19 protein-coding genes are annotated in these 20,753 nt (G+C 47.5%); 4 read left to right on the plus strand and 15 right to left on the minus strand.

What is annotated here, in order from left to right; genetic code table 11:
- Window positions 1–4: 4 nt before the first annotated feature.
- The gene (locus ACESTD_RS00545) at window positions 5–901 is read right to left on the minus strand and encodes a DMT family transporter (RefSeq protein ID WP_009038040.1); all 897 of its coding nucleotides are present in this window, start codon (window positions 899–901) and stop codon (window positions 5–7) included.
- 342 nt (window positions 902–1,243) lie between these two features.
- Complete coding sequence (locus ACESTD_RS00550) at window positions 1,244–2,101, minus strand: GyrI-like domain-containing protein (protein ID WP_022401172.1); 858 nt, start codon at window positions 2,099–2,101, stop codon at window positions 1,244–1,246.
- Between the two features lie 193 nt (window positions 2,102–2,294).
- Between ACESTD_RS00550 and ACESTD_RS00555 the strand changes: the two genes are divergently transcribed.
- A complete protein-coding gene (locus tag ACESTD_RS00555; protein ID WP_022401173.1) occupies window positions 2,295–3,002 on the plus strand; it encodes a TIGR02757 family protein in 708 nt (235 codons plus the stop codon).
- A gap of 4 nt (window positions 3,003–3,006) precedes the next feature.
- Here the strand turns inward: ACESTD_RS00555 and ung are convergent, their stop codons facing one another.
- Window positions 3,007–3,669, minus strand: a complete 663-nt coding sequence (ung, locus tag ACESTD_RS00560) for a uracil-DNA glycosylase (protein WP_057097525.1) — start codon at window positions 3,667–3,669, stop codon at window positions 3,007–3,009.
- 213 nt (window positions 3,670–3,882) lie between these two features.
- On the opposite strand from ung, the gene ACESTD_RS00565 reads away from it, so the two are divergent.
- On the plus strand, window positions 3,883–4,233 hold the full coding sequence (locus ACESTD_RS00565; RefSeq protein WP_009038044.1) for a helix-turn-helix domain-containing protein: 351 nt from the start codon (window positions 3,883–3,885) through the stop codon (window positions 4,231–4,233).
- 169 nt (window positions 4,234–4,402) lie between these two features.
- Here the strand turns inward: ACESTD_RS00565 and ACESTD_RS00570 are convergent, their stop codons facing one another.
- Window positions 4,403–4,696 (minus strand): YtxH domain-containing protein, encoded by a 294-nt coding sequence (locus ACESTD_RS00570; protein WP_035449063.1) that lies wholly within the window; start codon window positions 4,694–4,696, stop codon window positions 4,403–4,405.
- A 166-nt stretch (window positions 4,697–4,862) separates the two neighbouring features.
- Here ACESTD_RS00570 and ACESTD_RS00575 point away from each other — a divergent pair, with 166 nt between their 5' ends.
- On the plus strand, window positions 4,863–5,138 hold the full coding sequence (locus ACESTD_RS00575) for a putative quinol monooxygenase (protein ID WP_005826936.1): 276 nt from the start codon (window positions 4,863–4,865) through the stop codon (window positions 5,136–5,138).
- 78 nt (window positions 5,139–5,216) lie between these two features.
- Entirely contained in the window at window positions 5,217–7,076 is a 1,860-nt protein-coding gene (locus ACESTD_RS00580) for an SLC13 family permease (RefSeq protein WP_005826934.1), read from the plus strand.
- A 147-nt stretch (window positions 7,077–7,223) separates the two neighbouring features.
- Here ACESTD_RS00580 and ACESTD_RS00585 read toward each other — a convergent pair whose 3' ends face one another.
- From ACESTD_RS00585 to ACESTD_RS00635, 11 genes are all read right to left on the minus strand, one after another.
- A complete protein-coding gene (locus ACESTD_RS00585; protein ID WP_173675097.1) occupies window positions 7,224–9,575 on the minus strand; it encodes a TIM-barrel domain-containing protein in 2,352 nt (783 codons plus the stop codon).
- An 85-nt stretch (window positions 9,576–9,660) separates the two neighbouring features.
- Window positions 9,661–11,967, minus strand: a complete 2,307-nt coding sequence (locus tag ACESTD_RS00590) for a helix-turn-helix domain-containing protein (protein ID WP_098031957.1) — start codon at window positions 11,965–11,967, stop codon at window positions 9,661–9,663.
- 2 nt (window positions 11,968–11,969) lie between these two features.
- Window positions 11,970–13,175 (minus strand): hypothetical protein, encoded by a 1,206-nt coding sequence (locus ACESTD_RS00595; RefSeq protein WP_098031958.1) that lies wholly within the window; start codon window positions 13,173–13,175, stop codon window positions 11,970–11,972.
- A gap of 11 nt (window positions 13,176–13,186) precedes the next feature.
- On the minus strand, window positions 13,187–13,831 hold the full coding sequence (locus ACESTD_RS00600; protein WP_258985559.1) for an ATP-binding cassette domain-containing protein: 645 nt from the start codon (window positions 13,829–13,831) through the stop codon (window positions 13,187–13,189).
- 41 nt (window positions 13,832–13,872) lie between these two features.
- Complete coding sequence (locus tag ACESTD_RS00605; protein WP_373158582.1) at window positions 13,873–15,426, minus strand: DUF4836 family protein; 1,554 nt, start codon at window positions 15,424–15,426, stop codon at window positions 13,873–13,875.
- A gap of 22 nt (window positions 15,427–15,448) precedes the next feature.
- Window positions 15,449–16,147, minus strand: coding sequence for a 16S rRNA (uracil(1498)-N(3))-methyltransferase (locus tag ACESTD_RS00610; RefSeq protein WP_373158583.1), 699 nt, complete (start codon window positions 16,145–16,147; stop codon window positions 15,449–15,451).
- A 1-nt stretch (window position 16,148) separates the two neighbouring features.
- Entirely contained in the window at window positions 16,149–16,733 is a 585-nt protein-coding gene (locus tag ACESTD_RS00615; protein ID WP_373158584.1) for a bifunctional nuclease domain-containing protein, read from the minus strand.
- Window positions 16,734–16,759: 26 nt separating this feature from the next.
- On the minus strand, window positions 16,760–18,016 hold the full coding sequence (locus tag ACESTD_RS00620; protein WP_005832935.1) for a nucleoside permease: 1,257 nt from the start codon (window positions 18,014–18,016) through the stop codon (window positions 16,760–16,762).
- Between the two features lie 314 nt (window positions 18,017–18,330).
- A complete protein-coding gene (locus tag ACESTD_RS00625) occupies window positions 18,331–19,512 on the minus strand; it encodes a class I SAM-dependent rRNA methyltransferase (RefSeq protein WP_005826914.1) in 1,182 nt (393 codons plus the stop codon).
- Between the two features lie 39 nt (window positions 19,513–19,551).
- Entirely contained in the window at window positions 19,552–20,175 is a 624-nt protein-coding gene (locus ACESTD_RS00630) for a 3'-5' exonuclease (RefSeq protein ID WP_005832934.1), read from the minus strand.
- Between the two features lie 3 nt (window positions 20,176–20,178).
- Window positions 20,179–20,733: a DUF5063 domain-containing protein gene (locus tag ACESTD_RS00635; RefSeq protein ID WP_005832933.1), complete on the minus strand. Its 555-nt coding sequence runs from the start codon at window positions 20,731–20,733 to the stop codon at window positions 20,179–20,181.
- Window positions 20,734–20,753: the final 20 nt, after the last annotated feature.

The raw sequence follows: 20,753 nt of genomic DNA on the forward strand, positions 1-20,753 counted from the left end.
ACAATCAACTCTCACTCTCCTTTTTCTTTTCGTGTACCACCACGACTGTAACGGCCGTTATTATCAGCGCCATGCCGATGGCGCTGGCCGGTGTGAAGCTTTCATTGAATATCAGGCAACCGATAACTACGGCTGTCAGAGGTTCCAAGGCCCCGAAAATGGAAGTCAGTGTAGGCCCTATGTATTTAATGGCTTTTACCAGGGTGATGTTGGATATAGCTGTTGCCGGCAGCGCCAGTCCGAGAATATTCAGCCATGTGTAGGTATCATTGGCCAGCCGGATGCCTCCGGTCAGATATCCTCCTATAATAAAGAACAAGGCTCCCAGCCCCATTACGTAGCATGTCAATGCAGTGGAGGGAATCTGCACGGCACGGCTCTTCCTTACTCCTACGATATATCCTCCATAAAAGAATACGGACAGACCGGCAGCAATCAGCCCGATGGTCGTGTTTCCTCCTTCAAAGTCTATTTTGCCGGATGACAAAAGTCCAGCTCCGCTTAGTGACACCAACACGGCAAACAGAATGGCGAATGACCTCTTTTCTCCGAAAAAGCCCATCATGGCCAGTGCCACGGCCAGCGGATACATGAAATGAATGGTGGATGCCACTCCGCTGGATATGTTCTGATAGGCGATGACCAGACTGAAGGAGGTAGCTGCTCGGAGCAGGCTGAGGATGAACACCGTTCCCCAGTCTTTCCTGCTGATGCGGAATGTCTCGCCCAGCATAATGCCGAAAACGACCAAGGTAAGTGAAGCTATTCCCCATCGGTAGGCCAATACTTCGAAAGAGGAGAAGCCCGCAAGGAGTAATGAAATGGTGAAGAAAGGAGCCAGCCCGAAGGTGGCAGAGGAGAGAGCCGCATATATAAACCCTTTTATGGAAACATTTTGCATTTTTTATCTTGATTTTAATGGAGATTTTAAAATTATCTGTTTGCGTCAATTGCTTGATTCGCATTGCGTCGTGCAAAATTAATGAATAAAAACAAGCATACAGACAAGGGAGTGTCCCTTTTTTACAATACAGTATAGATATGGGTATCTAATATAGTATCGACCGGCTTGCCTGATATTTATTCGTTCCATCATGAGGTAAAAATCATTCCACCGCGGAGTAAAAATCGTTCCACCATGGTGGAACGATTTTTACTCCATGGAGGAACGAATACTTGTTCGCTGTCCGGCTCCTAAACTCTTCCGGGGAGAAAGTCTGATAGCTCCGGCAGAACGGTTTGCCTACTCTACCGGAATATAAATTTCTGTCAACAGTTCCTCCGGCGCCGTATCTGCGGGGTTGTTCAGGTAACGTTCCGCACTGGACTCATCCCGTAAGCTACATTCCATTTCGGGGATATATTTCCCGTAGATGGTATCGTATACGGCCTGCAGATGTTCATATGGGCCTTTGTATAGGAATATGGCATAGCGGCCTGCCGCGAGCTGTTTAAATCCTATGTCTCCTTTGGCCGTTGTAGATGAGGGTAGGACTATACATACATCGGTACGCAGCTTTTCAGCGGGCGTCACTTTGGGGTCATCGTGATAGATACAGTAGGGCATCACTTCTCCCATAGGCAGTTTTTCTTCCTGGATGAACTGGCAAAGGCGCATCCATGCGCTGCAATAGTCGTTCAGTTTATAGTCGCCAAAGAGGCGGATGTAAATTACATTTCGGGCAGGAACTTCTTTGATTTCGTGTTTCAGTTCCAGTTCCGGACGAATAATGGCTGGTTTCATAATTACAAAGTTTTTATTGTTACGATACTCTAATGGTGAAATGCCATAGAACTGCTTGAATACTTTTGACAGTGACGAGGGCGAAGAGTAGCCTATACGGTAGGCTATGTCCGCTATCGGCATGTCCGAGTAACGAAGCAACCGGGCAGCGGCTTCGGTACGCGTCCGGACAATGAACGTACCGACGGGTTCACCCAGGAAAGCTTTCATGATGCGGTGGAAGTAGAAGGGAGAGAAATGGGAAATCCTGGCCAAAGATTTCAGGTCAATTTCTTCTCCGAGGTGCAGATTTATATAATCCACTACTGCGTTCACGCACTTTTGGTATTCCTCCTGGGTTGTCTTTTTCTGTTGCATGGTTCTATTGGGCTTTTTCATGTTGCAAAAATAGGAGGAAAAGAAATAGGTTACTTGTCCGATGTTGCTATAAATGCAATATCTTTAAATAAGATAAGTTATATCCCGGCACAACTTTTTCGTGCAAGCATGAAAGTTTTGCATTCGATTTGCAATATCTTTGCATTTCAGATGAAAAAACAAATGCTTGCAGATGACCGAGGAGATTAAAAGACAACTTTGGGAGTGGGCGGCGGCCTATCATTGCGCCGGCTTCATTCAGAACGACCCCGTACAGTTTCCACATCGCTATGAACGGAAGCAGGATATTGAAATCAGTGGGCTGCTGACTGCCATCATGAGTTTCGGCAACCGTAAGCAGATATTGAAAAAGGCTGATGAGTTGCATAGGTTGATGGGGGTATCACCTCATCAATACGTGTTGTCCTGCCGATGGAAGAATGACTTCCCTGCTACGGACAGAAGCAGTTTTTACCGAATGCTTTCTTATGCTGACTTTCATTCCTATTTCAGGCGTTTGCATGCTGCCTATTCTGCTTTTGACAGTCTGGAGGATGCCTTATGTACGTATGCCGGTAATCCGATGGAAAGGTTATGTGCATTTTTGGAAGTCTCGGCAAAGAGCCCCCAAAAGAAACTGAACATGTTTTTGCGCTGGATGATAAGGAAAGGTCCGGAAGTGGATTTTGGTATTTGGGAGAGATTTGATTGCAGGGACCTGATTGTGCCTTTGGACACGCATGTCTGCCGTGTGGCCTATGCTTTGGGACTCACCGAGACAGAAACATTTTCTTTGAAGAATGCCCGCCGGATTACTGAAGCTCTGGCAGAGGCCTTTCCGGATGACCCGTGCCTGGGGGACTTTGCTTTGTTTGGAAGCGGAGTCAGCGGAGTATTGTAGCGTGTTACCAGTCAATTTCTTGTATCCCTCTGCTCCGTAAGAAATCGTTGGCTTTACTGAAGTGCCTGCAACCGAAGAATCCGTATTCGGCAGAACGTGGGGACGGATGGACGGTAGTCAGAATCAAGTGTCTGCTGCTATTGATTAAAGCGGCTTTTTCTTTGGCGTACGCTCCCCAAAGCATGAATACAAGATTCTCCCGTTCATCACTCAGTTTCTTGATAACAGCGTCTGTGAAGGTTTCCCATCCCATGTTCCGGTGCGAGCCGGTTTCGTGGGCACGTACTGTGAGGACGGAATTCATAGGAAACACGCCTTGCGCTACCCAACGGTCCAGATTTCCGGAAGTCGGAATGGGCTTTCCCAGGTCCTGATGTATTTCCTTGAATATGTTTGTCAGAGAACCGGGAATGGCTACTCCTTTCGGTACGGAAAAGCAGACTCCATAATACTGACCGGGATTAGGATAAGGGTCTTGTCCGAGTATGACGACTTTCACTTTTTCGAACGGGCAAGAGTTGAAGACATGGAAAATCTGATGGCCGGGAGGTAGCACGTTGGCATGCCCGTACTCACTTTTTACAAATGCTACCAGCTTCTCAAAATAAGGTTTGTCAAACTCCTCTTGCAGGCGTTTTCTCCAGCTTTCTTCTATTTTTACGTTCATAAGAGTCTTGCAGTTACATATGAATGGGAAATGATGTTGCAAACATACAAATAATCCGGATGAGACGGATGCTTTTATGAGTATAAAGAATGTTTTTATTATTGTATGAAACGATAGTTATTTTGAGTAAGTTTATTACTTTTGTGGTGCAATGCCGGACACTAAGCATAGAGTCGCCATTGCTGAGGTTGAACTGATTGGTAAAATAAAGGAATGGAAAATTTTCATCGTATGGATGCTTGTCCGGTACGGGATGTACTGAGCAGGTTGGGAGACAAATGGACAATGCTTGTGCTGGTCACACTGAAAGCGAATGGAACGATGCGCTTTTGCGATATACAGAAAACCATAGGGGATATTTCCCAGCGGATGTTGACGGTTACATTGCGCTCATTGGAGACGGACGGGCTGATTGTCAGGAAAGTCTATGCGGAAGTTCCTCCCCGTGTGGAGTATAACCTTACAGAAACCGGATGTAGCCTGATGCCGCATATTGAATCTTTGGTAGGATGGGCATTGGAGCATATGAATGATATTTTGAATCGGCGCAGTCTGCAGAACTGATGGGTCGATATGCAAAGAGGGTGTGTCGAAACTGGTATTCACCACAGATTACACAGATTTGCACAGATAAGCATCTTTGATTATCAGTAGATTAAGCTCATTCTGTGTTAATCCGTGTAATCTGTGGTGAATTTTGACACACCCCTTCAGAAGTTTCCAAGTGCTTGTTTTATTTCTTAGCATCGGCAAAATTGTGAACCTTGTTTTTCAGATTGTCAGCTTTCTCTGCGGCCTCATGGGCCTCATGGGCCATCTTGTCTGCTACTTTGGTGCCAACGTGCAATGCTTCTTCTTCAGCAGTGTTGATGAACTCCTTGGCTTCGCCACTTGCTTTGTGGATGGCACGGCATATGGCATCTTCCAGCTTTTTAGCTTTCTCCGTACGGGAGAAGTGGTAGGCCAATGCACCGGCAACCGAACCTATTCCCAGTCCAATCCAGAAATTAGAATCTTTACATTTCATAATCAAGTCAGTTTTTAATAGTTAAAGTTAGAATCAATTCTGATGAGACAACATACTTGCCAAAGATTGGTTCATCCGGCGAGAAAGGAATTAATAACAATTTACTTTTGTTGGTGGAGATATTTATTCTGCTTAAATTTGCGATGCACTTAAAATTTATACAAGTATGATTAGATTAAATGTTTTTATTCAGGTAAGTGCGGAGAACCGTGCCGCAGTATTGGAATCTGCCAAAGAACTGGTCGCATATTCCTTGAAGGACAATGGATGCATTGCTTATGATGTGTTTGAGAGCGCCACTCGCAGCGATGTTCTTATGATTTGTGAAACATGGAAAGATGCAGAGTCATTGTCTGCCCATGAAAAAGCAGACCATTTTGTGGCCCTGGTGCCCAAAATCCAGGGGCTGGCTGCCATGAAGTTGGAAAAATTCGAGTTCTGAATCAGTAATTTGAGGTAGTAAGGGGTTGTGTGATCATGCGTAAATAAGTATATTTGTGCATTCTTAATATACATATTTATGCTGATTACCCTTATTATCCTTGTTCTCTCCGCTGCCTTTTTTGTAGCAGGCAAAGTCCGTTCGGACATTGTGGCGCTTTGTGCGCTGATTGGTTTATTGATATTTCAGATTCTTACTCCTGAAGAGGCCCTTTCCGGCTTCTCCAACTCGGTGGTGATTATGATGGTGGGCTTGTTCGTTGTGGGCGGCGCCATTTTTCAGACCGGGCTGGCTAAAATGATAAGTTCGCGCATTTTAAAGCTGGCAGGCAAAAGCGAGCTGAAACTCTTCTTGCTGGTTATGCTGGTTACCTCTGCCATTGGTGCTTTTGTGAGCAATACGGGAACGGTGGCTTTGATGCTGCCTATCGTGGTGAGCTTGGCACTGAGTGCCGGAATGAATCCTAGCCGTCTATTGATGCCTTTGGCTTTTGCCAGCAGCATGGGCGGTATGATGACACTTATCGGTACGCCTCCTAACTTGGTCATTCAGAATACATTGACGGGAGCGGGCTTTGAACCGCTGTCTTTCTTCTCCTTTTTGCCGGTGGGCATTGTGTGCGTGATAGTGGGAACTTTGGTTTTAATGCCTCTGACCAAATGGTTTCTCTCCAAGAAAGGTAAAAAGAATGACGGAACATTGTCGGGCAAATCATTGGACCAACTGGTACAGGAGTACGGACTTTCCAGCAATCTGTTCCGTTTGAGGGCTGTCAATGACTCCCGTCTGATAGGAAAAACCATCATAGACCTGGATGTACGCCGCAAGTATGGTCTGAATATCATTGAAGTACGGCGTGTAGACTCTTCCCAACATAGATTCCTGAAAACCATTACCCAGAAATTGGCATCGCCCGATACGACCATTTGGGTGGGCGACGTGCTTTACATTACGGGAGAGGTGTCGAACGTAAATCGTTTTGCTGAAGACTTTTTAATGGAAATGCTCGACGGGCATACCACTGAAGAAGCCTCCAAAGCCGACAAGTCCCTTGACTTTTATGACATCGGAATCGCCGAAATCGTGTTGATGCCCTCTTCCAATATTGTGAACCGGACGGTGAAGGAAGCAGGGTTCCGTGATAAATTTAATGTAAATGTATTGGGCATCCGTCGTAAGAAGGAATATATATTACGTGAATTGGGACGTGAGCGTATGCATAGTGGCGATGTTTTGCTGGTGCAGGGTGCGTGGCAGGACATCGCACGGATAAGCAGGGAAGATTCCGATTGGGTGGTATTGGGGCAGCCTTTGGCAGAAGCCGCCAAAGTGACGCTGGATTATAAAGCGCCCATAGCTGCCGCTATCATGGTGCTGATGGTTGCCATGATGGTCTTCGACTTTATTCCCGTGGCCCCGGTGACAGCGGTGATGATTGCCGGCTTGCTGATGGTGCTGACGGGATGTTTCAGGAATGTGGAAGCCGCCTATAAAACGATAAACTGGGAAACGATTGTGCTCTTTGCAGCCATGCTCCCCATGTCTCTTGCACTCGAAAAAACCGGTGCCTCGGAATATATATCCAACAGTCTTGTGAGCGGATTGGGTAGTTATGGTCCTATTGTGTTGATGGCAGGTATCTATTTCACCACTTCATTGATGACCATGTTCATCAGCAATACGGTGACGGCAGTGCTGATGGCCCCTATTGCTCTTCAAAGTGCGGTTCAGATTGGAGTAAGTCCCGTTCCGTTCTTGTTTGCCGTGACGGTTGCGGCAAGCATGTGTTTCGCTTCTCCATTCTCTACACCGCCCAATGCACTGGTGATGCCGGCAGGACAATATACATTCATGGATTATATAAAAGTGGGGCTCCCGTTGCAGATTATTATGGGAGTGGTGATGGTATTTGTGTTGCCGTTGCTGTTTCCTTTTTAATAAAGTATATGACCACTTCATTATGCTGTAATATTAGGCGCGGATTACGTGGAATAACGCGGACTATGCAAATTGAATTCTTGAAATCTGCGTAATCCGCGCCTAAAAAATAGTAAGGTAGTTTTGACACGTTCCTCCTTTTTACTGTTACAGCTTTATACTTTTTTTCTTTCCTGCATAGCTTATTGTCTTTCCGCCTTTCATCGGCCGGTCTCCCGTACCGGAGTTCTGACCGACCAGAACAACCTTGAACTTGCGGCTTTTCAGCATACCCGGAAAACTGCCTTCCCGCTCTTCTATTGTCAGGCGACGAGCCTTGTCGTCCCAATGGAAGCGGATGGTGGAATAAGCTCCCTTTTCGTAGTTGTAGTTGTCATTTTCGTCCTCGTAGAGGGTGAATGTGCCGTCGGCACCCGGATAGATGCGTATCTCCAGATTGTCCCAATTCTTTTCGGCGGAATACTGTACTTTGGGACCGAACGGCAGGATACTGCCGGCTTTTACATAGACGGGCAGAATCTCTTTCGATACACAGCGGTTCAAGGTCTGTCCGCCCTGCTGTTTTTCGTTACTCCAGAAGTCCCACCAGTCTGCGCCTTGAGGAAGGTAAACCGACCATTCCGTCACTTCCGGCCGGGTGACCGGTGCTACCAGTAGGGAGCGTCCGAAAAGAAATTCGCCGCCAACTTCATGTGTTTTAGAATCTGCTGCAAAATCCATTACTAAAGGACGCATGAATGTACCGTCATTGTGGGACACATCCCAGGAAGTGCTGTAAATGTAGGGCAGAAGGCGATAGCGCAGATTAATCATCTTCTCCTGGGCATCGAAACACCACTCGCCACGCTTGCCGAAGTTCCAGATTTCACGGGGCAACTCCGTACCGTGCGAACGCATCATCGGGCAGAAAGTGCCGAACTGCATCCAGCGTACATACAGTTCTTGGTATTTGGGGTTCTTGGCTCCCCCTTCTTGGTTCCAGCGTCCGGCAAAGAAGCCGCCTATGTCACTGTTCCAGTTCGGAATGCCCATTAAGGTGTAGTTCAGTGCGGCAGGAATCTGTTTCTCCAGCATGTCCCAAGTGGAGGTCACGTCACCACTCCAGGTGTTGCAGCCGTAACGTTGTTGTCCGATAAATCCGGAACGGGTTAGGATGACAACGCGTTTGTCTTTGCTCAAAGCCTTTTGATGCGAGGCTATTCCGCTGTTGTGCATCAGTGAGTAGGTGTTCTTTACACTTCGGTAAGATCCCAAGTGAGTGGGGAGGTCATAGTCCGATTCTTGTCGGTTGATATGGTCGGGCTCTGTAGAATCGAGCCACCAGCCGTCGTTGCCGATGTAACTGAAAATGCCTTTATTCAGATATTTCCAATAAATATCCCTTGCTTCGGGATTGTAGACGTCGTAGGGGCGTGCGCCACTTTGTGGAGGCCAGGTATCAAAATTGATAATCATGCCTTTGGCATCCAGCTCCTTGCGTTGCTCTGTGTGGGTGCCAAAGCCGGGCCATGCCACAATCATCAGCTTGGCATTCAGCTTGTGTATTTCGTCGGCCCACTTCTTGGGGTTGGGAAAGCGTTCAGGGTCAAAGCTGTGTGAGTTCCACGCACTGTCCGTCTTCTGATATTCGGGCCAGTAGCGCCAGTCTTGAATCATACAGTCAATGGGAATTTGTAGTTCGCGATACTTCTTCAAGACATTCAGGCTTTCTTCCTGCGTATGATAGCGCTCCTTGCTTTGGAAGAAACCATAGGCCCACAACGGAAGCATGGGGGAGTGTCCCGTCAAGTCGCGCACCTGGGCGATGATGCCGTCGGCGTTTCCGCCATACATGAAATAATAGTCCGCACAGTGTCCCAGGCTCTGGAAAGCGAGTTCCTGCGGAGTATCCATGAATTCTGAAATGGAGTAGTTGTCCCAATATACGGCATAGCCTTTCACAGGCGACATGAAATAAGGAGAATAGGTGAACATGTTCTCGTTCTGCATGTGGTGCATGGAGTTGCGGCGGTTGAATTTGCCGTCCATCACTTGTCCTACTCCGTAGATAGGTTCGTTTTTATCCAATAGGAAAGAGCCCCTTACTTGATAGGAGGGAGTGCCGGCATCATTCTTATCGGCAAAAGAGGTGCCGTAGTCCTTGTCTTTCAGCAGCTCATTGCCGGCGATGGTATGGAAACTGATGCCTCCGGTTGCCGGATTGACAAAAATTTTCAATATGGAAGATTTCAGCACGGTTTGTCCTGCTTCCTCCGAAAAGTCCACTTTGACCGTTTCGGGTGATTTGACCACTACCAGACTTTCTTTGTTGTAGGGTTTGCCTTCGGGAGTTTTGTAAACCCGCACAATGGAAGGCGAATAGAATTCCACACGGATGTCCATTCCTTGTGTGGTGCATTTCATTCCTTGAGGTGTGCGCTCTGTGTTCTGGGCGGCACACAAGTTTGCAAGCATGGTTGCACAAGTCAGCACGAAGCCGGCTCTTTTCATAAAATTCATTTTCATGGTTCTTTTAAAATTATGCTGCAAAAGTAGCCTTGAATCCCCTTTAGGTGGCAACAATCTTGTTGAAACGGAACAACACTCAAGTTGATTTCTGCATTTTCTCCGCATATTCCGAGGGACGGCAGCCGTACATTTCCTGGAAACATTTGCTGAGATAGCTGGAACTGCTGAAGCCGGTACGCTCTGCGATTTCCGTAATGCTGAGGCTGCCTTCCAGGATGAGTTGTGCCGCACGTTGCAAGCGGATGTTGCGGATGAAGAGGCTGGGGGACTGGTCGAGCATGGCTACCAGTTTCCGGTAAAGTCCGGTGCGTTCCATACACAAGTCGCGGCTTAGCTGCTCTACGGAGTAGCCGGGTACATGCAGGTTCTTTTCCACCAGTTCGATAGCTTTTGTCAGGAAAACAGATTCGGATGCGTCTTGCTTGTTTTCTGTTTGGTGAGGTTCGGTATGGCTATGTACACAAGTTATGTTTTTTCCTTCCAGTGATTTCTTTTGTTCCGCTTCATAACGGTTGCACTGCTCTATCAAGTTGCGGATGCGGAGCAAAAGGATTTCTTCTTTGTGTTTCCGTTCCATCTCCTTCCGGGTGCGGTGTATGTAGAGGCGGATGCTTGCCGCAATGATGGCGATTGACAAGACTATATAGATGACGTATGCAACGCCGGTTTTCCACCAGGGAGCATGGACTGTTAGGCTTATCCGGGCCGTTTGCTCTTCATTCCAATGCTTTCCATCGTTAGAGGCCATTACCTTGAAGGTGTAGCTTCCCGGTGGCAAGTTGGTATAGGGAGCTTGGAGAATGCCGTTGCTCTGCTTCATGTTGCCGGCGGTTACCCATTGTGCGTCGATACCTTCCAGCTGATAGCGGTAATGGGTGTGCTCGCGGTTGAAGTAATTCAATGCGGAGAACTCGAGAGTGAGGAAGTTCTGGTCGTGGTTCAATGATATTTCTTCCACATAAGGAGAGTTTTCGGGTAGTATAGTCCGGCTTTCATAGCTTCTGCCCGGGAGGATGCGTTCTCCATGTACATGGATTGCCGTGAAAACCGGTGGATAGGGCAGACTGGAAGATGGAGGCTCCGGATTGGGAGAAAAGATATTGCATCCGTCAGCGTCTCCGAAGTAGAGCGTTCCGTCATGTGACACGAATGCCGCTTCCGAACCGTATTCCCCTTGTAGCTCTTTGGGCAGGGTGGATGCTTCTACCGGCATGAGTATCCGGTTGCCGTCTTCCTGTAGGTCGAGCTTATAGATAGCTGTCCGGTCCTTTATGAATATGTTGCCGTCCCGGTCTTCCGTAAAGTTTGCTACGGCTGTATTTCTTTCAAGTGATAGGGGGAAATCCTTCTTGTCTATGTGGATGTGCTTATATAGGGCCGGATGGTAGTACAGCAATCCTCTGTTGAATGTTCCGAGCCATAAAGCCCCTTGTTGGTCTTGGAAAATCGTACTGATTTCTGTGGCAAGGACGTTGCCCTTTCGGGTCCTCAAGGTGGGCATATAGTGGCGTGTCCCCTTTTTAGGGTCGATAATCCAAAAACCACGGATGCAGCTGATGTATGCTTTCTCATCCGCGGAAATCATCAGTGTATTGAGGGTATAGTCTGTTTCCATCAGCTTCTCCCATGCTCGCTTATGGAGGTCGAAATGGAAAAATCCTCCTTTAGAGCCGTTGCGCAGTTGATAGAACCCGTTTTTTCCTCTGAGTATGAGGGAGGTGTTTTGGAACTTCTCTTGTTCCGTCCGGGGATATGCGGCAATGTCATACTGTTGCTTTCCGTTTTTTACATCATAGCATACGATTTCTCCTGTGTCATGGAACAGATACAGCGATTCGTCATCTGCAGTCTGGTCTTGTATCGTTCCCCGGTCTTCAGGCAGTTTCAATCGGAAGGAAAGTTCCGGCTGTAACAGCTCGCCATGGCTGATTACCCAGACAAGCCCCCGTTCGTCCGCAAACAAATCCTCTATGGGATGCTGCATGCCTTTCTGTTGAAAGACGGAGTCCAGGTTGGCAATGTATCGCTCGTTATGGAGATTGATGCACATCAGCCGTTGGTAATCCTTTATCCACAAGAGGGAATCGCCGCTCAGATAGACATGGTAGAAGCCCTTGTATTGTTTCAGCGGATATATATCTTCGGGGGTGGGCTGCAGGGAGGTGAAGTTGGCTCCATCATACAGATTGACGTTCCGGGTGGTGGTAAATACCATTCTTCCGTCCGGAAGTTGGAGGATATAGCGTATCTGGTTATCACTCAGACCGTGCGAGGTGTCAATGGTAGTGAATAGAAAGTTATTGGCAGAGCTGGGAAATGCCATGCTGAGGCATAATACCAACAATACCATGAACTTTATATCTGTTGGATGGATTTTTCCCATCTTTATTTTCCCCCTTTCCAGATACTGATAATTTTTTTGCCTATTGCCAAAATATTCAGCAGTGATACAGCAAAAAATAATAGGCAACCGGTCAATATACATGGAAGCAGTGACCCGCTTTCCAATTGCGGGAAGAGATTCCTGACTACTTCTATATAGTAACTGCGTACCCATATCACACAACCGATGGAGAGGAACAGTACCAGTACATTCAGCCCTACTGTCAGTATATAATAAGGCGTGGCTACCCGCGTCGGGCTATATCCTATCAGCAGCAGGTTTTCCAGTTTTACCGTATTCTTCTGGAGAAGCAGGAAGATGCTCAGCATCAAGATGTAGAATGACAGAATGCTGATGAATAATCCTACGCCCATGACGATAGCCGTAATGAGGCGCAGGAAATAAGTTGTCTTTCCGGCATCCAGATTGTTGCCTTCGGTTTCGTAATTCTTTTGCTGGAAATAGTCGGTGATGGCTGTGTCGGTAGGATTCTTCACTTCCACAATAAGTCGGGACGGTTCAGCTTCTTTTTCCGGTGCAAAATTCTTGTTGGCCCAGTCCATGAAGGATTGGGGGACGAGAATGGTATTCAGCCGGTTGGAGAATCCTACAATGTTGCCTTTATATTGTTCCACACGTCCGTTGCCCCGCATCATGATATCCATCTGTACCAGACTCATCAAACCTTCGGAGAGTTTCGGCAGACTCCGGCTTTGTGCAAAGCCAAAGTTATAGAGGTTCAGATAATTGCGCGGAACGATGATGGGAATTATCCGGGTATCTTCATCAAAATGCCATTTGTCCAGACTGACATCCACATATTCGTCGGGTACAGACTCGAAAAACATCTCTGTCGACAAGCGGATACCGGCTTCCTGCATACCGAGTCCGGCAGAGACTTTGAACAAGGAAGGAGTGAACGCGCCTACCCCTTTGGTGAAAGGTTGGGCTTTCAGGTCTTTTATCTCATCTTTGGAGAAGGTATTGCTTTTCCCGGCAAAGCTGCCCAAAGTACTGATTTTCTTGGTAGCAATGATATAATCCTTCTTCATGAAACTGTCCCCTTCCGTAAAAACGGGAAGGACATCACGATAGAATTGTACGCTCAGCAATACAATCATCATGCCGAAGAGATTGGCGAGGAAAAAGCCTGCCAACTGTCCGACACTGATGTGCTGGCGGAGAAGTTTCCAAACAAGTCGGTTCATATTAGCCACATTTATAATTGATAAATTTCATCATAATCCAATTCCAGATGTTTGCCGATGGAAGTCACTATGATTCCCGCTCCTTGGCGGCTGGCTTCTTCTGTCAGCAGCCTGCCCATGATTGTTCCGTTCTCGTCATCCAGATGGCTGACGGGTTCGTCCAGGAAGATGAAGTCGAAAGGCTGGCAGAGGCTGCGGATAAAGGCGACTCTTTGTTGCTGGCCGAAAGATAGCTTTCCGGCTTTTTCGTTTACCTTGTCGGCAATGCCGATGGCTTCGAAGAGGGTAAGGACTTCTTTCTTTTTTTTGAAATTGGTAAGCCGGTTCTTCAGTTGTATGTTCTCGATGGCGGTAAGTTCGGGAAAGATACGCAACTCCTGAAAAAGAATGCTGAGAGAGTGTTTGCGTATATCTATCCAGTCATTGACGGAGAGTGAACGGATATTGCGTTCATCAAAGTTGATGATTCCCTGATAATCGTGCCGATAGCCGTAAATATAGCTGCAGAGCGATGACTTTCCGGTACCCGAAGCGGCTTCTATGAGATAACGTTTCCCTTTGTGGAACGTAATGTCCCGATGCCATACGTCTGAGGTAATGGCATCACGGTCGGCAAACACTTGAGGTAGTGTTTGCCGTAGGTGAATCCTATTCATGAGTGGTATTAATCCTTAATCTCTAATCCTTAATCCTTAAATTACATTCCTGCAAACTGTTTGATGAAGTCCACAATCTGTTTCAACGCATTTACATCCTTATTTTTCAGTTGCAGGGTAACGGTTGCCTTGTCCTCGGTGCCGACAGCTTCCAGATACGAGATATTGCCGAGCAGCGAGTAATAGGTGCTATACTCTTGTCCGCCGAATCCAACAAGCATTTTTACGACGGGCAGGTCGAGTACGGCTTCCGCATTGATGACAAAGGCTGTGCGCTTGCCTTTCAGACCGGAAGCGAAGTTCGTTTCTTTAACAGACGGGTCAACAGCCTTGCAGACGTTTTTATACAGCAGTTCGTCATTGGTGGCGTACATCTGTTTGTCTCGTATACCGAAGAATATGTTGATAGCGCGTGATTTATAGACATATTCATTCTCATTCAGTTTCACGATGTCTTCGCCGCGTTTCAGTCCCAGTTCGGACTTTTTCTCATAAAGGGCTTTCATTGGAGCATCATTCTTTACGCTGGCATAGGCCAGGAAAGAGGGATTGCTGTTCATGGTTACATTGATAAGGCCTATGGTCAGGTCGTTGTGGAAAGCACTGAACAAGTCTTTTACTTCAGCGGCTTTGGTAATGGAGAAATCGTTGCGGAACTGCTCATTCTCTTGCAGCACATTGTAGAACTCTTCTCCATTGATACCTATGCTGAATAGCGCCAGGGTAGATTTTGGGAAATACTTCAAGAACGTGTTTTCGATGGGACAAGTACTTTTGATTTGCTTTTCGAAAAGTGCTTTCAATTCTGTGTTCTCGGTATAGCTCTCTACTTTCAGTTCTATTTTCCCTTTTTCGAAGGAGAGACTTCCCAGCATCTTCAAGTCTTTCAGGTCGATATTGTGGGATATTCCGTAATTCAGCGGATTGGCGTATGCACTCAGCAGGCTGGAAGGAGAGATGAGCATATTGATGTCTCCATCCTGCTTTTGCATTTTCTTGAAAGCGGTGTTACTGTTGATGCTGTTTTCTCCGGTCTGTTTCAGCAAGGCGGGAATTCCTTCTTTGACTTTTTCCAGTTGCGATGTGCCGGTGTAGTTCACCACCATAAGCGTGGTAGGAGTGAAAGCGAGCAATGCCCGCTTGTTGATTTGTGCAAAACTGTAACCGTCCGCTTCTGCCACATGGCTGATTATCTGTTCTTTCTCCGTAACTTCCAGAAGCTTCAGCAAATCATCCTCACTTTGAACCTTGGCTACCATGGTGGTGTAGGGGAACGAGGGAGCGTTGAAGACATAAATCAGCGCATTGACGTCCACTCCCGATTTGGCAGGGTCTTTCAGTACAGCCTCCAATTGTTGGAAAGTAGCTGCATTCATATCGCTTTTCAAGGCATCTGTCAGCTTTTGCAGTGCTTCTTTAGTCTCTTTATCTTTGGTACCGGCCTTGTCTGCCAATGATTTTAAATTGACAGCGATGACTTGCGAGGCATCGGAAGGAATAACGTTGGTGTATTCTGGCTTTTTGGACGAACAAGCGCTTATCAGCACGATGAGCATTGCCAGTACTGAGAAGTGGAAGAATAGGTTCTTTTTCATATAGTTTTTGTTTTAGTGAGTATCATTGATTCTGTAAATTGAGGATGTGGCAGGCAACCAGTGCCGCCGTCTCTGTACGCAACCTTGATTTTCCCAAGCTGATGGGGATAAAATCGTTTTCCGTCGCCTTCCGGACTTCCTCTTCGCTGAAGTCTCCTTCAGGACCGATTAGTACGAGAGCGTCCTCTCCGGGATGTACCATATCCTTCAAAAGCGGTTTTTCGCCTTCATAACAGTGGGCGATGAATTTCTGACCCGGAAAAGGCTGTGTGATGAACTTGTTGAAGTCTGTCATTTCATTCAGTTGGGGCAGGCGTGCCTTGAGCGACTGCTTGATGGCAGAAACCAGAATTTTGGAGATGCGCTCCGTCTTGATGACTTTCCGTTCCGAGAAACGGCAGTTCAGGAATGTCAGTTCATCAAACCCTATTTCCGTCGCTTTCTCGGCAAACCACTCTGTACGGTCCATGTTCTTGGTAGGTGCCATGGCAATGTGCAGATGACCTTTCCACAAGGGGGCTTGCGGAAGGGTTTCCAGAATATTCACCAGGCAGCGTTTGTTGGTAGCCGTACTGATTTCGGCGCGATAGAAGCAGCCCTTTCCGTCTGTCAGCATAATCTCGTCTCCAGCCTGCAGGCGCAAGACGCGTACGGCGTGTGCGGCTTCCTCTTCGGGCAGCTCTGCGTGGGCTTGTATGTCGGGTGTATAGAATACGTGCATGTTATAAATTGTTCTTGAGTTGGTTAATCTGGTCTCTCAGCTTTGCGGCACGTTCATAGTCCTCTTCATCGACTGCTTTTTGCAGGGCCGTTTTCAGTATGCCTATCGTGTCTTCCTGCAGCAGTTCGTCTTTGTCCGGTTCGCTGCCTCCCATCGGGTCGGTGGAACCTTCGGCGGTTTTCAGACATTCTGCTTCGAGGATGTCTTCGTAGACAAAGATGGGGGCATTCATGCGCAATGCCAGGGCAACGGCGTCGCTGGTACGCGCATCAATCCGGAGAATGGTTTCTTCGGCTTTCATATAAAGGTAAGAGTAGAATACTCCGTTGTCTACTTTATAGATAAGAATACGCATCAGTTTTACACCCAGCACCTCAAGAACGGAAGCAAATAGGTTATGGGTCAGCGGACGGGGCGGTACAATACCTTTCATCTCGATGACCATAGCTTGTGCTTCGGTGGCACCTATAATAATCGGAAGCTGGCGTTTGCCACCCACTTCACCCAGTACCAGGGCATAGGCACCCGCTTGCGCCTGGCTGTTGGAAATGTTTAGTACTTGTAGTTCTATCTTTTTCTTATTCATACCTATTAAATCAACCTGACTCTCAATCAGTTTTTCTCTATTTTTTCCGGATTATGTTTATAGCGGAACACCATTCCAAATAGCAGACCAATGACTAAAGCATATCCTGCAAAGATAAGCCATACCGGTGTCCAGTCGCGGCTTACCAGTCCTCCGCCTTCGGCATATACCGAGAAGGCATCCACCACGGCTCCGCTGGCATAACCTCCGATGATGGCTCCCACACCGTTCGTCATCATGAAGAACAAGCCTTGTGCGCTGGCACGGATACTGGGATGTGCCTCCATTTCTGTAAACAGCGAGCCCGATACATTGAAAAAGTCAAATGCCATGCCGTAGACAATCATCGAGAGAATGAGCATCCAGAGTCCGCTTCCCGGGTCTCCGAGGGCAAAGAGCCCGAAACGGAATACCCATGCAAACATACTTATTAACATAACACGCTTGATTCCGAAATGTTTCAGGAAGAAGGGGATGGCAAGGATAAACAGCGTCTCACTCATTTGCGAGATGGAGAGCAGGATGACGGAGTGTTTTACACCGAACGAATCTGCATATTCGGGTATGGAAGCAAACGAACCCAGGAAAAGGTCGCCGTATGTGTTTGTTATTTGAAGGGCGGCTCCCAGCAGCATGGAGAACAAGAAGAAGATAGCCATCTTCTTGCGCTTGAACAGCACCAGTGCGTCCAGTCCGAAAGCGGAGAGCATCGTTTTTCCTTCGCTGCGCATGGGGGGGCAGGCTGGCAAAGTGAAAGCATAAAGTCCCAGCATGGCTGCCGATATGGCTGCCACATAGAGCTGTGCCGAACTTGCCTTGAACCCGGTGAGGTCCACAGCCCACATGGCACAGATAAAGCCTACCGTTCCCCATACACGGATGGGGGGGAAGTCTTTCACCAAATCCATTTTATATCTTTCCAGCGCATTGTAGGATACGGTGTTGGCCAGAGATAGTGTAGGCATGTAAACAAGCATGTTGAGCAGCATGGCCCAGTACATGTGGTTGTATGTGGTGGCAGTTGAAGCATAAATCAGAGCACCGGCACCGATGAGGTGGAGTATGCCATAAAGGCGTTCGGCGTTTATCCATTTGTCGGCGATGATACCGGTCAGTCCGGGCATTATCAGTGAGGCTATACCCATGGTTGCAAAGATTGCTCCGATTTGTCCGCCTTCAAAATGTAACGTACCGCCCATGTAACCACCTAATGAAATCAGCCATGCTCCCCAAACGAAGAATTGCAGGAATTGCATGGCAGTGAGTCGGAATTTGATGCTCATAATATTAGCTTTTTATGTTTTGAATTATGTAATAGATGCAAATGTACAATGAGACTAGGAGAAAAACAAGTTCTGTACGGCTTTTTCTTCAACGAAAGAGATTAATGAGGGATGGGTTTTGGGAAGGAATGTATTATAAAAAAAGAAGGGTATCTATCCCAGACACCCAATCTTTATTAACCTTAAATCTAATACCATGAAAAACACAGTGCAAATATACACGGTTTATGTTATATAACATGCTGTTTTGGCGTATTTCTGCTTTTTATTAACTCTATTTAAGAAAAGCAGGCTAACAAAGCCTGCTTTTTCCTTTATTCTACATATAGAACCAGTCCTTTCAGGTATTCCCCTTCCGGATGATAGATGCTGACCGGGTGGTCGGCAGGTTGCGTCAGTTGGTGCAGGATGCGTACGCTGCGGCCGGACATGGCAGCGGCTGTGAACACGGCGGTGCGGAAGTTTTCTTTGCTGACGGCTTGCGAGCACGAGAAAGTGAAAAGAATACCTCCGGGCTTGATTTTTTCGAAAGCCTTGACATTGAGTTTGCGGTAGCCTTGCAGGGCATTGCGCAGAGCATCGCGGTGCTTGGCAAAAGCAGGAGGGTCAAGAACTATCAGGTCGTATTGGTCGCCCATGCGGTCAAGGTATTTGAAGGCATCTTCTGCATAGGCGGCATGGCGGGTGTCACCCGGGAAGTTCAGTTCGATGTTCTTGTTGGTCAAGTCGATGGCTTTGGCGGAGCTGTCCACGGAATGCACCAGTTTGGCGTCTCCACGCATAGCATATACGGAGAAGCCGCCGGTATAGCAGAACATATTCAGTACGCTGCGGCCTTTGGCATAACGTTCCAGTAGCGAACGGTTCTCGCGTTGGTCTACGAAGAAACCGGTTTTTTGGCCTTTCAGCCAGTCGATGTGGAACTTCAGGCCGTACTCCATGGCTACATTGTCCGTGCTGCCGCCTTTCAAGAAACCATTCTCCGGATAGAGGTCGGCCTTGAAGGGAAGGGTCGTCTCCGATTTGTAATAGATATTGTCAATCTGGCTGCCCATCACTTCGGTAAGGGCATCGGCAATGGCCATGCGGTCGAGGTGCATGCCGGCAGAATGTGCCTGCATCACTGCGGTACGGGCATAAATGTCGATAACCAGCCCCGGCAGGTTGTCTCCCTCCCCGTGCACCAGGCGATAGGTGTTGTTTGTCGGGTTTCCGGCTATGCCGATACTGCGGCGCATGTCGTATGCTATGCTGAGTTTGCGTTTCCAGAAGTCCGCATTGATTTCTTCTTCTTGACGGAAGGTCAGTACGCGTACGGCGATACTGCCAATCTGAAAATGCCCTTTGGCTATGAATTCCTTTTTGGACGTGTAGATTTCAACAACTTCCCCTTCTTCGGGCTCTCCGTCGAAATGTGCGATGGCGCCGGAAAACACCCACGGGTGAAAACGCTTTAATGACTCCTCTTTATTGGGTTTAAGGTATACTTTGTACATATATATAATGTGATTAATGTGGTAATGTGATAATGTGCATTACATTACCACATTATTATTGGCTTCTATCTCAAAATCTCCTGTCCGTTTCAGTTCTTGCAGCTTGTTGTAGATGTTGAGGCATGCCCAGGCATCGGTGGCGGCATACAGTTTCTGCGGTTCGGTCAAGGTTTCGGCTTCCCAGTTGGAAAGGCGCTGGCTTTTCGAAATCTTTTCCCCGAAGAGGATGGCGTATATCTTCTGCAGGCTTTTGTCCTGGATGCCGAAAGCGCGGACATATTCCTGCAATTCGATGCAGGCATGCTGTTCGAAGGGCGCGCGTTTGTGCAGCATCATGAAGTCGTCCCGCAAGGAAAGGCCTACTTTCGTTACGCTTGGGTTTTCCAGCAATGTGATAACCGGCAGAGTCAGTCCCGTCAGGTTGAGGCGGAACAGAAAGCAATGTTCCTCTGAGGAAATCTGTAGCAGGGCCACCTTGTGTATCTGTCCTTTTGTGAACGATGGACGGGTTTCGCTGTCTATGCCCAGCAACGGGCAGGACTTCAGATAGGCGACTGCCTTTTCCGCTTCCCATGGTGTCTGTACGACATGTATCTGTCCCGGAAAAGCGGCTTTGGGCAGGTCTTTCAAGATTTCTTTATCTATTGTTCTTTTGATAACCATAATTTAAAATTCAAAGTCAGCGGTTTCTTCCTCTTCATCCTCGCCTTGCGCATACTTCACCTCGTGTAGGGCACGCAGGGTGTTGACAAGCTTCTGTCCCCAATGGAGGCGGAAGTTTTCCTGGCAGATGGCAAGCGAATCGTTCATCGTCTCGTTGAAACCCAGCTGGAATACGAAGATAAAGTCCTTGATGTCCTGGTATATGTCGGTCAAGTCTTCGGAAATGTTCCTGGTGATGGGCTGGTCACTATACTTCATGTCGGATACGAATACGTCCAGGTAGTCGTCTTTCTCGGCCAGGATATTGGCGAGGTTCATGCGGAGTACCTCATAGGTCTCTTCGGTGACGAATGTTTCCGGCGCCTCGTCTCCTATGGTTTCGCACTCGGGCAGCATGGAGGCCTTCAGGTAGAGCAGCGGAAGTATTTTTAAGGAGGTATCGACGAACGCGGAACGTTTCCCCCCTTCCGCTTGTTCCAGAAACTTGCAAAACTCGGCGGCTACGGTCACAAACTCTACGGCATTCCGGTCGAATATCACTTGACTTTCTTTTTTCATATCTTCTTGATTTGAAACGC

The organism is Bacteroides sp. AR20, from assembly GCF_964250605.1.
Taxonomy (GTDB): Bacteria; Bacteroidota; Bacteroidia; order Bacteroidales; family Bacteroidaceae; genus Bacteroides; species Bacteroides uniformis.

Coding starts and splice junctions, on each gene's coding strand:
- ACESTD_RS00595 (WP_098031958.1), bottom strand. CDS start 13,175: ATGAACCGACTTGTTTGGAAACTTCTCCGCCAGCACATCAGTGTCGGA.
- ACESTD_RS00605 (WP_373158582.1), bottom strand. CDS start 15,426: ATGAAAAAGAACCTATTCTTCCACTTCTCAGTACTGGCAATGCTCATC.
- ACESTD_RS00620 (WP_005832935.1), bottom strand. CDS start 18,016: ATGAGCATCAAATTCCGACTCACTGCCATGCAATTCCTGCAATTCTTC.
- ACESTD_RS00580 (WP_005826934.1), top strand. CDS start 5,217: ATGCTGATTACCCTTATTATCCTTGTTCTCTCCGCTGCCTTTTTTGTA.
- ACESTD_RS00585 (WP_173675097.1), bottom strand. CDS start 9,575: ATGAATTTTATGAAAAGAGCCGGCTTCGTGCTGACTTGTGCAACCATG.
- ACESTD_RS00600 (WP_258985559.1), bottom strand. CDS start 13,831: ATGAATAGGATTCACCTACGGCAAACACTACCTCAAGTGTTTGCCGAC.
- ACESTD_RS00615 (WP_373158584.1), bottom strand. CDS start 16,733: ATGAATAAGAAAAAGATAGAACTACAAGTACTAAACATTTCCAACAGC.
- ACESTD_RS00630 (WP_005832934.1), bottom strand. CDS start 20,175: ATGGTTATCAAAAGAACAATAGATAAAGAAATCTTGAAAGACCTGCCC.
- ACESTD_RS00575 (WP_005826936.1), top strand. CDS start 4,863: ATGATTAGATTAAATGTTTTTATTCAGGTAAGTGCGGAGAACCGTGCC.
- ACESTD_RS00545 (WP_009038040.1), bottom strand. CDS start 901: ATGCAAAATGTTTCCATAAAAGGGTTTATATATGCGGCTCTCTCCTCT.
- ung (WP_057097525.1), bottom strand. CDS start 3,669: ATGAACGTAAAAATAGAAGAAAGCTGGAGAAAACGCCTGCAAGAGGAG.
- ACESTD_RS00635 (WP_005832933.1), bottom strand. CDS start 20,733: ATGAAAAAAGAAAGTCAAGTGATATTCGACCGGAATGCCGTAGAGTTT.
- ACESTD_RS00550 (WP_022401172.1), bottom strand. CDS start 2,101: ATGCAACAGAAAAAGACAACCCAGGAGGAATACCAAAAGTGCGTGAAC.
- ACESTD_RS00625 (WP_005826914.1), bottom strand. CDS start 19,512: ATGTACAAAGTATACCTTAAACCCAATAAAGAGGAGTCATTAAAGCGT.
- ACESTD_RS00570 (WP_035449063.1), bottom strand. CDS start 4,696: ATGAAATGTAAAGATTCTAATTTCTGGATTGGACTGGGAATAGGTTCG.
- ACESTD_RS00555 (WP_022401173.1), top strand. CDS start 2,295: ATGACCGAGGAGATTAAAAGACAACTTTGGGAGTGGGCGGCGGCCTAT.
- ACESTD_RS00590 (WP_098031957.1), bottom strand. CDS start 11,967: ATGGGAAAAATCCATCCAACAGATATAAAGTTCATGGTATTGTTGGTA.
- ACESTD_RS00565 (WP_009038044.1), top strand. CDS start 3,883: ATGGAAAATTTTCATCGTATGGATGCTTGTCCGGTACGGGATGTACTG.
- ACESTD_RS00610 (WP_373158583.1), bottom strand. CDS start 16,147: ATGCACGTATTCTATACACCCGACATACAAGCCCACGCAGAGCTGCCC.